Source organism: Cutibacterium sp. KBN10P07758, assembly GCF_050286205.1.
GTDB classification, from domain to species: domain Bacteria; phylum Actinomycetota; class Actinomycetes; order Propionibacteriales; family Propionibacteriaceae; genus Cutibacterium; species Cutibacterium acnes.
In genome coordinates this window covers 55,432-69,078 of record NZ_JBNNQV010000001.1, presented here as the reverse complement: position 1 = coordinate 69,078, position 13,647 = coordinate 55,432, and the positions used below count along the sequence as shown (strand labels likewise).

16 protein-coding genes are annotated in these 13,647 nt (G+C 61.0%); 5 read left to right on the top strand and 11 right to left on the bottom strand.

Annotated elements, in window-relative coordinates:
• Positions 1 to 14: 14 nt before the first annotated feature.
• Positions 15 to 962, top strand: a complete 948-nt coding sequence (locus ACOYO3_RS00340) for a sugar-binding transcriptional regulator (protein ID WP_002524548.1) — start codon at positions 15 to 17, stop codon at positions 960 to 962.
• Positions 963 to 1,032: 70 nt separating this feature from the next.
• Here ACOYO3_RS00340 and ACOYO3_RS00335 read toward each other — a convergent pair whose 3' ends face one another.
• Both ACOYO3_RS00335 and ACOYO3_RS00330 read right to left on the bottom strand, forming a co-directional pair.
• Positions 1,033 to 2,472: a S1C family serine protease gene (locus ACOYO3_RS00335; protein ID WP_002548117.1), complete on the bottom strand. Its 1,440-nt coding sequence runs from the start codon at positions 2,470 to 2,472 to the stop codon at positions 1,033 to 1,035.
• A gap of 103 nt (positions 2,473 to 2,575) precedes the next feature.
• Positions 2,576 to 3,199, bottom strand: a complete 624-nt coding sequence (locus ACOYO3_RS00330; protein ID WP_002518526.1) for an alpha-L-arabinofuranosidase — start codon at positions 3,197 to 3,199, stop codon at positions 2,576 to 2,578.
• On the opposite strand from ACOYO3_RS00330, the gene ACOYO3_RS00325 reads away from it, so the two are divergent.
• The gene (locus ACOYO3_RS00325; protein ID WP_232051510.1) at positions 3,101 to 3,343 is read left to right on the top strand and encodes a LacI family DNA-binding transcriptional regulator; all 243 of its coding nucleotides are present in this window, start codon (positions 3,101 to 3,103) and stop codon (positions 3,341 to 3,343) included. The genes ACOYO3_RS00330 and ACOYO3_RS00325 overlap by 99 nt on opposite strands.
• A gap of 36 nt (positions 3,344 to 3,379) precedes the next feature.
• Positions 3,380 to 4,432 carry a thioredoxin-disulfide reductase gene (gene trxB, locus ACOYO3_RS00320; RefSeq protein ID WP_002515813.1) on the top strand — a complete coding sequence of 351 codons (1,053 nt, stop codon included), beginning with the start codon at positions 3,380 to 3,382 and terminating at the stop codon, positions 4,430 to 4,432.
• Positions 4,433 to 4,666: 234 nt separating this feature from the next.
• Here the strand turns inward: trxB and ACOYO3_RS00315 are convergent, their stop codons facing one another.
• Both ACOYO3_RS00315 and ACOYO3_RS00310 read right to left on the bottom strand, forming a co-directional pair.
• The gene (locus ACOYO3_RS00315; RefSeq protein ID WP_002518527.1) at positions 4,667 to 4,864 is read right to left on the bottom strand and encodes a hypothetical protein; all 198 of its coding nucleotides are present in this window, start codon (positions 4,862 to 4,864) and stop codon (positions 4,667 to 4,669) included.
• Positions 4,865 to 4,914: 50 nt separating this feature from the next.
• Positions 4,915 to 5,760 (bottom strand): RluA family pseudouridine synthase, encoded by an 846-nt coding sequence (locus ACOYO3_RS00310; protein WP_002518528.1) that lies wholly within the window; start codon positions 5,758 to 5,760, stop codon positions 4,915 to 4,917.
• Between the two features lie 443 nt (positions 5,761 to 6,203).
• Between ACOYO3_RS00310 and ACOYO3_RS00305 the strand changes: the two genes are divergently transcribed.
• Together ACOYO3_RS00305 and ACOYO3_RS00300 are read left to right on the top strand one after the other, a co-directional pair.
• Complete coding sequence (locus ACOYO3_RS00305) at positions 6,204 to 7,376, top strand: MFS transporter (RefSeq protein ID WP_002518529.1); 1,173 nt, start codon at positions 6,204 to 6,206, stop codon at positions 7,374 to 7,376.
• Position 7,377: 1 nt separating this feature from the next.
• On the top strand, positions 7,378 to 8,307 hold the full coding sequence (locus ACOYO3_RS00300; protein ID WP_002515878.1) for an alpha/beta hydrolase: 930 nt from the start codon (positions 7,378 to 7,380) through the stop codon (positions 8,305 to 8,307).
• A 123-nt stretch (positions 8,308 to 8,430) separates the two neighbouring features.
• Here the strand turns inward: ACOYO3_RS00300 and ACOYO3_RS00295 are convergent, their stop codons facing one another.
• The 7 genes from ACOYO3_RS00295 to tkt all read right to left on the bottom strand — a co-directional run bounded on the left by ACOYO3_RS00295 (position 8,431) and on the right by tkt (position 13,586).
• Positions 8,431 to 8,868, bottom strand: coding sequence for an OsmC family protein (locus tag ACOYO3_RS00295; RefSeq protein ID WP_002515818.1), 438 nt, complete (start codon positions 8,866 to 8,868; stop codon positions 8,431 to 8,433).
• A 9-nt stretch (positions 8,869 to 8,877) separates the two neighbouring features.
• Positions 8,878 to 9,204, bottom strand: coding sequence for a thioredoxin (gene trxA / locus ACOYO3_RS00290; protein WP_002515759.1), 327 nt, complete (start codon positions 9,202 to 9,204; stop codon positions 8,878 to 8,880).
• A gap of 240 nt (positions 9,205 to 9,444) precedes the next feature.
• Positions 9,445 to 10,512 carry a glycerol-3-phosphate dehydrogenase gene (locus ACOYO3_RS00285; protein ID WP_002524550.1) on the bottom strand — a complete coding sequence of 356 codons (1,068 nt, stop codon included), beginning with the start codon at positions 10,510 to 10,512 and terminating at the stop codon, positions 9,445 to 9,447.
• Positions 10,513 to 10,643: 131 nt separating this feature from the next.
• Entirely contained in the window at positions 10,644 to 10,721 is a 78-nt protein-coding gene (locus ACOYO3_RS00280; protein ID WP_232051534.1) for a hypothetical protein, read from the bottom strand.
• Complete coding sequence (locus ACOYO3_RS00275; RefSeq protein WP_002548101.1) at positions 10,712 to 10,996, bottom strand: sugar-binding domain-containing protein; 285 nt, start codon at positions 10,994 to 10,996, stop codon at positions 10,712 to 10,714. Before ACOYO3_RS00275 ends, ACOYO3_RS00280 begins: the two co-directional genes overlap by 10 nt.
• Entirely contained in the window at positions 10,923 to 11,513 is a 591-nt protein-coding gene (locus ACOYO3_RS00270; protein ID WP_002515724.1) for a sugar-binding domain-containing protein, read from the bottom strand. Before ACOYO3_RS00270 ends, ACOYO3_RS00275 begins: the two co-directional genes overlap by 74 nt.
• A gap of 9 nt (positions 11,514 to 11,522) precedes the next feature.
• Complete coding sequence (tkt, locus tag ACOYO3_RS00265; RefSeq protein WP_002517325.1) at positions 11,523 to 13,586, bottom strand: transketolase; 2,064 nt, start codon at positions 13,584 to 13,586, stop codon at positions 11,523 to 11,525.
• Positions 13,587 to 13,647: the final 61 nt, after the last annotated feature.

The following is a 13,647-nucleotide window of genomic DNA, read 5'->3' as shown; positions in this document are numbered from 1 at the left end:
GCAAGGGGGGAGGCATGAACGAATTGTCCAATGATGTATGGACAGCTGCGTCCATGTATTACATGCAGGGCGAGACAATGGATGCCATCGCCAGCCATCTCGGTACATCTCGCTCGACCGTATCTCGACTTCTCAAGCAGGCACGTCTGTCCGGAGTTGTGCGCATCACTTTGTCCGAGCCAACGGGGCTACGAAGTGGACTGGATTCCACCCTGACGAGGATGTTCGGGGTAAATACCACGGTTGTGCCCGTGAAATCAGGAACCACCGAGATCCACCGCCTCGATCAAGTCGCCAGGATCGCGGGACAGATGGTGACAGATATGGTCGAGGACAATTCCGCCGTCGGTATCGCCTGGGGCACAACCCTTGATGCCATCACCCACTACGTAGTGCCTAAAGACGTCAAAGGGGTCAGCGTCGTCCAGATGAATGGGTCGGCAAACCCCGCTAGTTCGGGAATCCCCTACGTCGGATCGATCCTGTCAAGAATGGCTGCTGCATTTGGTGGCGAGGTTATCCATTTCCCGGTCCCAACCTTCTTCGACAGTGCGTCAACAAAGGCCGCAATGTGGCAAGAATGTTCCGTTCAGGCCGTCCTTAAAGCACATCGAGAGCTCGATCTTGCTGTTTTTAGCGTCGGAGCCCTTGACAGCCCGGTCCCCTCCCACGTCTATTCAGCGGGTTACATGACCGATGAGGAAAAGGCGAATTTGGTACATGCTGGAGTCGTCGGTGACGTCAACACCGTCTTCCTCAAGGCTGACGGTGCTTACGACGTCGAGTTCAACAAGAGAGCAACCGGATTAGCCCCCTTCCAATTACAGCGCATACCGCGTCGGCTCTGCGTCGTCGCTGGGCGCGCCAAGGCCGTCGGACTGCTGGCTGCCCTGCGCGCCAGAGTTGCAACTGACCTCGTCGTTGATGACGCCACTGCCCGAGCGGTCCTCGACCTCATGTGAGAGCGCAGGTAGAAATTCGAACTCTCCGCAGCACATCGGCTGCGGAGAGTTGGCTGTGTTACTGCCAAAATCAAGCCTTCGCCGTGCCCATTGTCACGTCAACCGTCCCCTCCTGGGAACCACGGATATAACTGATTTTCGCCTTCTGCCCAGCTTTGAACGAACGAATAAGACCTACTAAAGACTCCCCCGAGGCGATATCAGTGTCGTCAATCCTGGTGATGACGTCGCCTCGGCGCAAACCGGCCTTGCCGGCAGCCGAACTCGGAATGACCGTCGCGATTCCGGCACCCCGAACCTTGACACCAGCCTTAACTGCAGCCGCGTCACGAACCGAGATGCCTAGGAAAGCGTGAGTGACCTTGCCGGTCCGGATGATCTGGTCGGCAACCGACTTGGCCAAATTCGATGGGATGGCGAACCCGATGCCGATATTGCCCGACTGGGAGCGGTCCGCCGACGGCAAACTGGCGATTGAGGAGTTGATGCCGACGAGTTCACCATTGGCATTGACCAGCGCACCCCCGGAATTGCCTGGGTTAATCGCGGCGCTGGTCTGGATGGCATTGGTGACGACGACCCCCGACGAGGAATCATATGACCCCAACACGTCATCTGAGTCATCGCGGCTCATGGTCGTGACCGGGCGGTTAAGAGCGCTAATGATGCCGGTCGTCACCGATCCGGACAGTCCTAGCGGGTTACCAACAGCCATGACCGGGGCACCGACGGTCAGCTTGCTGGAATTGGCGAACCTCATCGGCTTCATGGATTCGGGCGGATTCGTTACCCGGATGACAGCCAGGTCAGTTGATGGATCACTACCCACCACCTTGGCGTCATACGTCTTGTTGCCCATAGATACCGTCAGTTGACCGCCGGATGCGGCGTCAGAGACGACGTGATTGTTGGTGACGATGTCGCCGTTGGAATCGACGACGACACCGGACCCCTCGCCGCCCCCATTGCCGGTCGTCACGGTGATAGAGACCACCGAGTTCGAGATGGCGGAGGCAGTGGCCGTCCAGTCCGGAGCAGATGACGATCCCTGAACAACCTTGGTAACGGTATTCGGGGCGGCAGACTTTGTGGCCACGGCAGGAGTGTCATTTTTTGTCAAGGAACGATCGACAAGACCACCTGAGACTCCACCCACGGCCGCGGCTAGCAGCGCAGCAAGGACAATAGTCCCGCCTCGGAAACCCTTGCGGCCCGATCGAGACGAGGGCTGCGGCGAGCCGGCATTTTTGTTACCAAGGTTCGGATCAATAGCAGTGGGCTGTTCAGATGATTCCCACGGCTGCCGTTGGGTAGTCGGCGAATCTCCCGAACTAGACCGGGTATCGTCACTGTGCGACCAATATGACTCCTGTGCCCAGCCCTGACGGGCATCCTCAGAGTGCGAGGAATATCCGCCCTCGGCGCTAGCACGCGGGAAAGAATTAGGTTCACGAGGCTCTTGGGGACCATTCGTCGACTCACTCATGACTTCCAGTGTCCACGATCCCATCAAGTGTTCACCCGATCGCCGAGGGAAACATGCTGTCGGCGGAGAGGGAACGACGCTGTAGTGGCACGCGACCGGCCAACCCCATCCGACCATGGTCAGGTAACTAACAGGAGAGATTAGTCCGGGGGTCCGAATCCCGGTGCACGACGATGCGGGTCCTGCCGACAGCAACCACGCCGAGACGGATGAAATCATCGTCGATCGGATTCGTAGTGGGCGTGGCCGACACCAGGTCCAGGCTGTCGAATGCGGCATCGGCGACGACGCGCTCCCGGCGCCCGAAGATGGGCATGGAGCGTCCCGAGGAACCACAGGTAGCCACAATGGGATTGTCGTCGAAGCGGTGGAAGGTGTTGGCCACCTCGGTCACGGCCCGGGCGTATTCCTCAGGTGTCTTGTGGCCCATCTGCCACGGCCCGTCCATCTCATTGCCGAGGCCCCATTGCTGACGCGCCAGGGATCCTCCCAACCGTAGCTTCTTGCAACGTTGCCATAGGTTATAACAACGATATAAAGAGAGGTGCAAAGCCCTCACAAGTCGTTCCCCTGACATTGCTGAACCCCCGTTGGAGATCATAAGATCCTGGCCATGACAGCGCGCCTTGTGGATGTTGCCAAAGCAGCCGGGGTGCCCGTCAACACTGTTTCTAACGTTGTACATGAGAGTCCCCACGTACACCCTGACACTCGTGCACGGGTAGAGCACCTCATCAAGATCGGCTGCCATCGAATTGCGGCAATCGGGGGCGGACCAACCAGGAATCGACGTCCCCATACCGTGGCACCTCGTCATGGGGGGGAGAGCACTGGAAGCCCCACGCCGGGCGTAAAACCCTCCGGGAATGCCGTAACAGCTTCATGCGCTAAATAGGTTGATCCCCGAACCAGTCACTAACCAGGAGACGCCATGACCACTCAGGCCCTTACACCCAACACCATCCTCGGCAACATTTCGCTGTCCGATCCCTCGGAAATCGACACCACCCAGCCCTTCCCTGAGACCGTCGGCGCCGACGTCCACGGTAATGACGAGCCGCGCGACGTCATCATCGTAGGGTCTGGGCCAGCCGGATACACCGCCGCTGTCTACACCGCCCGCGCCGGACTGAAGCCGCTGGTATTTGAAGGGTCAATGGATGCCGGCGGCGCCCTCATGCAGACCACCGAGGTCGAAAACTACCCGGGCTTCTCCGAAGGGATCATGGGCCCCGACCTCATGGCGCAGATGCGTGCCCAGGCCGAACGGTTCGGAGCCGAGCTCATCGCCGACGACGTCACCGATATCGACCTCACCGGTGAGATCAAGAAGCTCGTCGACACCGACGGAAACACCTACAAGGCGCACGTTGTTATCCTCGCCATGGGATCGGCCTACCGCAAACTCGGGCTTGAGGATGAGCCGCGGTTGTCCGGGCGCGGCGTGTCGTGGTGCGCCACCTGTGACGGGTTCTTCTTCACCGGCAAAGACATCGCCGTCGTTGGTGGCGGTGACTCCGCGGTTGAGGAAGCCACTTTCCTTACCCGGTTCGCCAACTCGGTGACCCTCGTGCATCGCCGCGACCAATTGCGCGCCTCTCAGATCATGGCCGACCGTGCCGCAGCCGACCCCAAGATCACCTTCGCGTGGAATAGTGAGGTCGTCGCCATGCAGGGCGAGTCGAAGCTCGAGTCGATCACCCTGCGGGACACCAAAACCGGCGAGGAGCGTCAACTCGAAGTTGCCGGCGTTTTTGAGGCCATCGGCCATGACCCGCGCTCCGAGCTGGTGCGCGGCCAGGTCGATCTGGACGATGCTGGCTACGTCGTGTGCGCCGAGCCATCCACCCGCACCAACGTGCCGGGAGTTTTCGCCTGCGGCGACCTGGTCGACTCCCACTACCAACAAGCCGTCACCGCGGCCGGGTCCGGGTGCCGTGCTGCCCTAGATGCCGAAAGGTTCCTCACTGAACTAGGTCGCTGAGGTACTCGACAGTTTTCGCCGCACCACCCGCGCGCAAGGTGGTGCGGCGAAATGCTGTGCGGGCGCCATGGACGCGACGTGGTATAGGTAAGCGGCATGCGGCGCAGGTTTTTCTCGCTGTCTCTTCCCCCCTGACATTTTTCGTCAGCTCGCGACGGATCGGGGCATCGCTGAGCCCTCGACGATATTGAGCCATCCCTGAATCAACCCCATATCTTCACGTGACGATTTCTGTCAGCCCCCGAAGGTCTCAAGCACCCCAATGGCACCGCTCCCCACGTATCGGGAAAAATAACCACGGGTTGGCAGTTCACCCACGCTGAGCGAGACCCACTGCGGGGAGAATGGGTACAGTCGGCGGGAAATCAGGGCAGGCACATAGGCGGTGACAAGCCCGGTATGCGGGGCGGCGCTCCAAAACGGCCAAGACACAGGCAGACCCCATGTCCGGTTGGCATCACGTCAGGGGCATGACCTTGCCCTCACTGCCAAGCGGCCAACCGCAATCTCGAGGTGAAGGCTCTCGGGTCGCCGGTGACGGGGTCGGTGAATCCCATCCGCCACGCCTGCAGCTGCAAGGGATGGGTGAAATCATCGACTGGGGTGTCGAGAACTACCGGGTAAAAGGGGTCATTCACAATTGGAGCGCCCAAACGTTGCATGTGGAGACGAATTTGGTGGGTGCGACCAGTCCGAGGGCTCGCCTCGTACAGCCCCCACCCGCCGTGTTCACCGATCAGCGCAATATCGGTGACAGCATTCGGTACGCCGGGAACTTCACGGGCCTGCAAAATCCCCCGCTCCTTAATAATCCGGGACCTCACCTGCCAGCCGCTTTTTGTCGCGGTAACCCCCTCCCCAGCTGGATCGTGCACCACGGGTGCCACCAACCGATACTTTTTGACGACCTCACGACGCTCGAATATCTCTTGGTACGGGCGACGCCATTTTCGCTCCCGGGTCAGCAGTAACACTCCAGCGGTAACACGATCGAGGCGGTGAGCGACCGTTAGTTCTGGCAGCCCCAATTGGGTGCGCAGTCGAACAACAACCGATTCGAGGACATGGCGGCCCCGCGGGATCGAGGACAGGAAATGCGGCTTGTCGACCACAAGAATGCGTTCATCGGAATAGAGAATGCCGATCCCGGCCGGAACGGGAGTCTCTGTAGGCAGGTCTCGGTGGAAGAAAACGAAGGTCTGCGGAGTGAAAGGGGAATCCCGCCGGAAAGTACGCCCTGACTCGTCGACGAACCTCCCCTCATCAAGCATCTCGTCAACACGCTGCCCACCCATTCTCGGGAGCTTCTCGACCAGGTAGTCCCGCATCGTCGGCCAGGGCCAGCCATCGACTCCGCGCTCTGTTGCCAACCGACGACACGCCCCATGATCGGGGGTGTGAACCCACGCTGACTCCAGACCGTGACGTTGGCGTAGCGGAGACCTGGGCACCTTATTAGCTTACGGACAACGACGCTTCCCTCCCCGGCGTCCTCACCCAGTGAACAAAAATCCCGCCTCGCAGAGAGTCAGGTCAAAGGGATGCTTGGCCCCTTCCGGAACGGGGTTCTTGGGCCCCGCAGCGTCCGATCGGCCCTATCGACCACCCCAGAGGGTCGTGTTCTACAATACCTAGTGCTACTAGGGTTTTGTTAAGGGCGGTCCGACCCGCACCCCACCGCAAAGGAGCAGACCCCATGACGATAACCCCACGAGAGGGTGCTCAGCCCCAGCACAGGCAGTGCGCTAGTACCGGTCGTCTCAGCGCAGTGATGTTCATCGGACAATTGGGATGGGCGGCGGTCGGAGCTGCCTGCGGCACGCTGCTGGCAGCACTTGCCGCTGAGGTCAAGCCCGAAGACAAGGTCGACTTACTCGCCCTACTCACGACCACCGGCGCCATTGCTGCTGTTAGCTGCATGATCCTGGCCGGGACGCTGTCGGACCGCACTCGGTCCAAGCTCGGCCCGCGCAATCCCTGGATTATCGGAGGTGCCATCGTCGGCACTCTGGCCTTCGCCTGCATCGGCTTAACCCGTAACCCCGCCCTCCTCGTCGTCGCACACATGGTGTACCAGGGCGGGCTCAACTGCATGCTTGGCGCTTTCAACGCCATCCCACCGGACTACGTCCCCAACTCCGTTCTCGGTAAGGTCTCAGCATTCGGTGGCGCGGGCTATCTCCTCGCCCAGATCATCGGGGCAGTTATCGCCGGGACCTTGGTAACCCACCCATCGCAAGGGTTCCTCATGGCGGCATGGATAATGCTGGTATCGAGCATCATCGTGGTGATCCTGCTTCCACCCCACCCATTGCGCAATCGGTCACCCCGTCCACCAGTCACCTGGCGCCAGTTCGGTGCTCAGATGAGGCCGCCCTCTGACGGCCAGTTTTGGTGGATCCTGGTAGGCCGATTTCTCTTTGTCATCTCTTTGTTCATGGTGATGCAATTCCAGCTGTACATCGCCACCGATGAGATGGGCATGACACGAGCAACTGCCGGAAGACTCATCGCGATGAATTCCGCAGTCCTCGCCGTCACGGCAGTCGTCCTTGACGTCATCACGGGTCCGTGGTCCGACAAGATCAAGCGCCGCAAGCCCTTCACAATGATTGCCCCGCTCGTGGCCGGGGTTGGAGTCATTCCCCTCTTCCTTGTCAACGAGCCGTGGACGCTCACCATTTTCGCCGCGATAGGCGGGGCCGCGTTCGGCACCTATATGGCTGTCGACGGGGCTCTCATGGTCGAGGTACTGCCCGACCGCGACGATGCTGCCCGTGACCTAGGCTTCCTCAACGCCGCCAATTCTCTGCCGATCGTCTTCGCACCGGGCATTGGTGCGACCCTCGTAAAGACGGTGGGCTATCCCGGACTGTTCACTGCAGCGATCATCCTAGCCATCCTGGGGTCGTTGTGTATCACACGAGTGAGGAGGGTGAAGTGACATGAAACTGGATCCACGACTGGCAGAAATCCTGGGTCGTCAACCGAAGGAAGAACAAACGCTCGCCGAGAAGCGGGCGCGTCAGAATGACGTGGCCGCCCGCCTGCGGGGAAAAATAACGCCTGCGGTCCCTGATTCGGTGATTCTCGAGGACCGCACGGTCCCCGGACGGACTCACCCGATCCCGGTACTCATTCAGCGGCCGAAGGGGCTCCCAAACCCCGCTCCAGTACTGGTATGGGCCCACGGCGGGGCTTTTGTTCACGGTTCCCCACGCACCGTGCTCTCCCGCACAGCCAGCATCGCCCAGCGAGCGGGGGTATGTGTCGTCAGTGTCGATTACCGATTGCTGCCCGAGCACAACTACCCCGAGAACCTACATGATGTCGTTGACGTCGTGCGGTGGGTAGCCAAAACCGGACTTGACAAGGGGTTTGACACTTCACGCATCCTCGTAGGGGGCGATTCCGCGGGTGGAAACCTCGCCGCTGCGACGGGGATCATGTGCCGCGACGAGGGCAACCCCGCAATTCTTGGGCAAATCCTGGAGGTGCCGATTCTCGACCTTTCTGACACCTCCGAAGCAATGGCCGAGGCTCGTCGTGACGCCCCTGACCTAGCGGCCGCGCTGCACCACAGCCACGTGCGTTATCTGTCTCACGGAGCAAGTCTCGACAACCCGCTGACTAACCCTGCCTGCCTGGAGAACGCGCACGGCCTTCCGCCGACATTTTTGCTCAACTGTGAGGTGGATCCGCTGCGTGACGACTCGATCGCGTGGCAGCACAAGCTCCAGGACGCCGGGGTGCCGGTAGAACTGACAACAGTCCGTGGCATGGCTCATGGCACCCAAAGTTTCACCCTCGCCTTCCCCCAGGCCCGCGACGCCGAAGACAAAATCATCACCTGGCTGCGAGATCTCATCTCCTGATGCCGTAAAACGGCCGGGCCCGGGATTTTTCGTCACCGGGTCCGGCCGCCTCGGTTCCTGTGGAAGACCTTTCGTGAACACGCTCCGCGTAAAAACGCGGCGAGAACGACCCGCCAGGAAACCTCAGTCCAACGGCTCGCCGGCGATACTGAAAGCCACCGGAGTCTGGGCCTCGACGGTGCGCGAGACGGTGCAGTTTTTGTCGCGTGACATCGTGACGACCCGGTTCACCAGCCCGGCAGCCTCGCGTCCTTCCTCAGTGTCGGGGAAGCTCAACTGGAAGTCGACGGCGACGTCACCCAGGGATGCCCGTCCTTCCTCGTCGCTGCGTTTGGTGCCCGAGACGGAAACGGTGAACTGGGTAGGCTCGCCGCGACGGCTTGTCACGGTGTCGACATCAATGGATGAGCACCCGCCGATAGCGGCTAGCAGCAGCTCCACAGGGGTGAACTCGGCGTCCTTCCCTGCCCCAAACCGAATTTGCCCACCACGAGCATTGGTGGCGGTGTAGTGGCCTTCACTACGACGGACCAGGGAAACCTTCTTAGTGGCAGACGGCATGATCCCTCCTTAGGCGACAAACTCTTCGATGATTTTGACCAGCGCCTTCTTCGTCTTGCCGCCTTGCAGCGACTTGACGAGCTGGCCACCCTGCCAGACCTGGATGGTGGGCAGTGACATGATCCCCTGCTCCGCGGCAACCCGGGTGTTGGCGTTGGTGTCGACCTTAGCGAAGACCATCCGGTCGCCGTAGGTCCCAGCAAGCTCCTCGATGATCGGGGAGAGCTGTTTGCATGGGGCACACCAGTCGGCCCAGTAGTCGACGAGGACCGGCTTGGAGGCACCGAGAACCTCGGAAGCGAAGGTCGCATCAGTGACCTCGATGACGTTGTTCATGACAGCCTTTCTAAGACGACCAGACGAGTCTAAGTCGTGGCGGTTCGAACGGCACCTCTCGTTCACGAAAGCCAAGCGGACTCTCGGAGTGCTGCATGAGGCAGCCATCACCCGGTGCGAAAAATCCCGGTCGAAGGATGCATCACGCACCACAGTACCCGGACCCCACCTAGGCCGGTATTTTTCGCACACACGCCGCTGAGGACATCTGAGTACCTCGACACGGTGTTCCGACTCCGGTCACCCAACGTCACTTTTCTCCGCCGAAGAACTTCTCCCAGGGCAAATCGAGGGGAGCATCGTGAGCAACGATGTCGTAGAGGGCGCGCACCATGGGTAATCGGTCTCAGCGATCACTCCGCGCCGAGTCAACTTCTCGATCGCCTCACCAACCACACCGATGGCGGCGACCCCCTCCAGGGTGATGCCTTTCATCTTGACATTACGGATCTGCGAGAACGGCACTCCGGCACCGACGTAGGTTCTGGCACGCACATTGCGTCCGCCCATCGTGGTAACGAACATATCGCCGACACCGCCCAAGCCGGTCGCCACCTCCGGGTCACCACCCATGAAGGCAACCATCTGTTTGAGCTCGCGGGCACCCTCGCCAAACAGCGCCGCGGTGTAGTCGTACATGACGTACTTAGCGTCGGTCTGCCCGGCCTTGTCCAGCATGCCAGCAGCGAAGCCCCCACCAAAGGCAAAGATGTTTTTCATGCACGCGCCGACCTCATGACCGACGAAGTCGGTAGACGTCCAGACGTGGTAGTAGTCGGTGCGGTATGCCGCAACCAAGCGGTCGCGGACCTCCTGCTCCTCGCCGCAGAATACGACGCGGGTGTCACGATGCACCGCCAGTTCACCGGCATTGGACGGTCCAACAATGGCCGCCCAGTGGGCCTCGTCGGCAAGGTTCCCCATGTGCTTCTTCAATACCTCGGGCAGGATGTGAAGGGTGCCGTCCTCATCGGCCTGCATGCCCTTTGTTACGCACAGGATGATCTGCCCGGGTTTGGCTAGCTTGGCCAGCTGTCTACCCACCCAGTCGACTCCGAACGAGTTGACGCCGCTCATGATGACGTCAGCCCCCTCGATAGCCTCGGCGGCGTTAGCAAAATGGTACGCCTTGGCGCGCTCGTCAACCTTAAGTTCAAGAACCGGGTGCTGCCGGGTGGCCTGAATGGAATCGATGATGTCGTCATCGAGGTGGGTGCCAATGAAGCGGACTTCGTTGCCGTTTTCGACAGCGGGGAAGGTCAATGCGGTGGCCATGACACCCGCACCGAGCACTGCAATCCTGAGCATCTTCGTACCTCCGAAGATGGGTTGAGGCCCGGCTGTGGGCCCGACGCAATTCACGCTAGCCCTGGGCCGCGCGCGATTCCCACCTTCGTCGAGAGCCTGCACTTGCGTGCATGACGGCTGCGGCTCCTCCTTCACCCAAGGGCGAGCTCCGCAACGCTGGCATCGACAACCAGGTCAGTACACAAACCACCGCGCAGGGCTACCCCCAGAGCCTCTGCTTTTTCGGCTCCGGATGCGACGACCAGTACGCTCCGAGCCCAGGGGCGACCGTGGCCCCGTCATCCCTGACCTTCACACCGTCCAGGTCTACCGAGATCGTGCGAGCATCCAATTCTTCATCGACAACGCGGCCATGGGCGTCAACATAGTGACTCATGATGTCTGCGCTAGCCCCTTTGCTTCGCAGCTGGTCAATACCGTTGGTTGTCACATGACCAGCCGTCACCAAAATCGAGTCGGCGCTCACCGTTCCTGGCGAATACACCACGAGATCCGCGTTTTGGGCAGCCTCCAGGGGACGCGAAACGGACACGTCCTAACGCAGCATCTCCCCGAAATCTGCTGATCCCACGACGGTCGGGGCTTGCAAGGTGAGGATTCCAACCCGACCCCAAGTGTTGGGCCACATGGGCCGTCGTTCGACCCCAGCTCACCGCGACCACCCGCGGTCGTGGCCGCCACTCGGATAACCGCTGCGCTGCCATCCGAGTGACGAACTCCATCGTCAGTTCGTCATTGGCTTGAACGGGCACGACGACGGCCGACTGCAACCCGAAGGTGTCAACTAACTCGGTTTCGAACCGGTGATACCGGGCGAGGGGATGATCAATTGTGATCTTGACCATCCCCGTACGGCGAGCCTCCTCGAGGATCCTGCCGACGGTCCAACGACTTATTGAGAGTCGCTGGGCGATGGCGGCATGGGTCATCTGCTCGAAGTAGTACATCTCCGCGACGTGGAGCATCTCCTTGTCTTGATTTGCCCGGCGTCGGTTCGACATCGGTATGCCTCACTCCATGAACACGGTGTGAGCGACCTCCGCGACGTGGTCAGCGGTGAATCCGAACTTCTCGAACAGCAGCGCCCCAGAGGCCGAGGCGCCGAAGTGCTCGAGGGACACCGAGGCGCCCTTGCAGCCGACATACTTTGCCCAGCCCATGGCGATGCCGGCCTCGACGCTCACTCGGGCAGTCACTGAGCTGGGTAGCACCGACTCGCGGTACTCCTCGTCCTGCTCGTCGAACCACTCTTGGCACGGCATCGAGACGACGCGGGTCGCGATCCCGTCGGCCTCAAGCTTCTCGCGTGCTTCGAGGGCCACCGACAGCTCGGACCCAGTACCGATGAGGATGACTTTGGGCTCGGCGCTAGCCTCGCAAACCACGTAGGCACCCCTGGCGACGCCTTCGGCAGAGGCGTATTTGCTGCGGTCAATCGTCGGCAGGTCCTGACGCGACAGCACTAGGCCGGCGGGACGGTCGGTGTGCTCCACGATGGTGCGCCATGCCACGGCGGTCTCGTTGGCGTCGGCGGGACGGACGATGTCGAGTCCCGGGATGGCTCGGTAGGAGGCTAGGTGCTCGACTGGCTGGTGGGTGGGTCCATCTTCACCAACGCCGATAGAATCGTGGGTCCACACGAAGATCGACGGGATCTTCATGAGGGCCGCAAGACGCACCGACGGACGCATGTAATCGGAGAAGACAAAGAAGGTTCCGCCGTAGCAGCGGGTCAGGCCCGCCAAGGTGATGCCGTTGAGGATGCCACCCATGGCGTGCTCGCGAACACCGAAGTGGATAGTACGCCCGTAAGGACCACCTGGATCTTTCTCGGAGCAGCGATCTTCAGGCAGGAAGGAGTCGGCCCCCTTCATGGTCGTGTTGTTCGACCCGGCGAGGTCGGCCGATCCGCCCCACAGCTCGGGAAGCTGCGGACCCAGAGCGCTCAGGACCGCTCCCGAAGCCTTACGGGTGCTCATCTTGCCCGGCTCAAAAGTGGGAATGTCGAGGTCGTCGGGCAGCTTGTGGGCGAGCATCCGCTCGAGCAGGGCAGCGCCGTCTGGGTTGGCGTCATGCCAGGCGGCGAACTTCTCGTCCCAGACCTCGCGCAGACCCTTGCCGCGCTCAGCGAAAGCAGCGCGGACCTGTTGCACCATCTCAAGGTCGATGGCAAACGGCTTGTCTTCAAAGCCAAGCTTCTCCTTGAGGGCACTGACCCCCTCAGCGCCAATCTTCGCACCGTGTACCTGGGCCAGACCGGCGAGCTTCGGAATCGGCCAACCAATGACGGTGGTGAGACGGATGAAAGACGGCTTGTCGGTAACAGTCTTGGCGTTGTCGATGGCCTCCATGAGGGCTTCGACATTCTCCTCGTAGGTCGTTCCGCCGTTGGTGAAATCGACGTGCTGGACATGCCAACCGTAGGCCTCATAGCGGGCCTCGACGTTCTCAGAGAAGGCGATGGCGGTATCACCTTCGATGGTGATCCGGTTGTCGTCGTAGAACATGATGAGGTTGCCCAGCTCCTGGGTCCCCGCCAGAGACGAAGCCTCAGATGCAATGCCTTCCTGCATACAGCCGTCACCGGCAATGGCGTAAATGTAGTGGTCGAAGAGGCTCGTACCGGGAGCGGCGTCCGGGTCGAGCAGGCCGCGTTCACGACGAGCTGCCATGGCCATGCCGACGGCGTTGGCAACACCGGCGCCGAGCGGGCCGGTGGTGGTCTCGACGAACTTCGTCAAGCCATATTCGGGGTGGCCGGGGGTCAGGGATCCCCAGGTACGCAGGGACTCCAGGTCGGACAGCTCGAGTCCCAGCCCTGCTAGGTATAACTGGGTGTACTGGGTCAGCGAGGAATGTCCTGCCGACATGATGAAGCGATCGCGTCCGAGCCAATTCGGGTCCGACGGATCGATAGACATGACCTTGTGGTAAAGCAGGTAGCCCAGCGGCGCTAGGGAAATAGCGGTGCCGGGGTGACCGTTACCAGTCTTCTCGACGGCATCGGCCGCCAGCACTCGAGCGGTGTCGACAGCGAGCCTATCGGTGTCGGTCCACGTCAGTTCGGTTGCCACGATATTCCTCTCGTATTGGCTTATAGGCCTGATGTGTGTGATGTGTTTTCGCTCGTCAGGG

Excerpts from the sequence above, each read along its gene's own strand:
- ACOYO3_RS00305 (WP_002518529.1), top strand. The coding sequence starts at position 6,204 with ATGTTCATCGGACAATTGGGATGGGCGGCGGTCGGAGCTGCCTGCGGC.
- ACOYO3_RS00285 (WP_002524550.1), bottom strand. The coding sequence starts at position 10,512 with ATGCTCAGGATTGCAGTGCTCGGTGCGGGTGTCATGGCCACCGCATTG.
- trxA (WP_002515759.1), bottom strand. The coding sequence starts at position 9,204 with ATGAACAACGTCATCGAGGTCACTGATGCGACCTTCGCTTCCGAGGTT.
- trxB (WP_002515813.1), top strand. The coding sequence starts at position 3,380 with ATGACCACTCAGGCCCTTACACCCAACACCATCCTCGGCAACATTTCG.
- ACOYO3_RS00300 (WP_002515878.1), top strand. The coding sequence starts at position 7,378 with ATGAAACTGGATCCACGACTGGCAGAAATCCTGGGTCGTCAACCGAAG.
- ACOYO3_RS00330 (WP_002518526.1), bottom strand. The coding sequence starts at position 3,199 with ATGGCAGCCGATCTTGATGAGGTGCTCTACCCGTGCACGAGTGTCAGG.
- ACOYO3_RS00310 (WP_002518528.1), bottom strand. The coding sequence starts at position 5,760 with ATGCGGGACTACCTGGTCGAGAAGCTCCCGAGAATGGGTGGGCAGCGT.
- ACOYO3_RS00295 (WP_002515818.1), bottom strand. The coding sequence starts at position 8,868 with ATGCCGTCTGCCACTAAGAAGGTTTCCCTGGTCCGTCGTAGTGAAGGC.
- ACOYO3_RS00270 (WP_002515724.1), bottom strand. The coding sequence starts at position 11,513 with ATGTCGAACCGACGCCGGGCAAATCAAGACAAGGAGATGCTCCACGTC.
- ACOYO3_RS00340 (WP_002524548.1), top strand. The coding sequence starts at position 15 with ATGAACGAATTGTCCAATGATGTATGGACAGCTGCGTCCATGTATTAC.
- ACOYO3_RS00335 (WP_002548117.1), bottom strand. The coding sequence starts at position 2,472 with ATGGGATCGTGGACACTGGAAGTCATGAGTGAGTCGACGAATGGTCCC.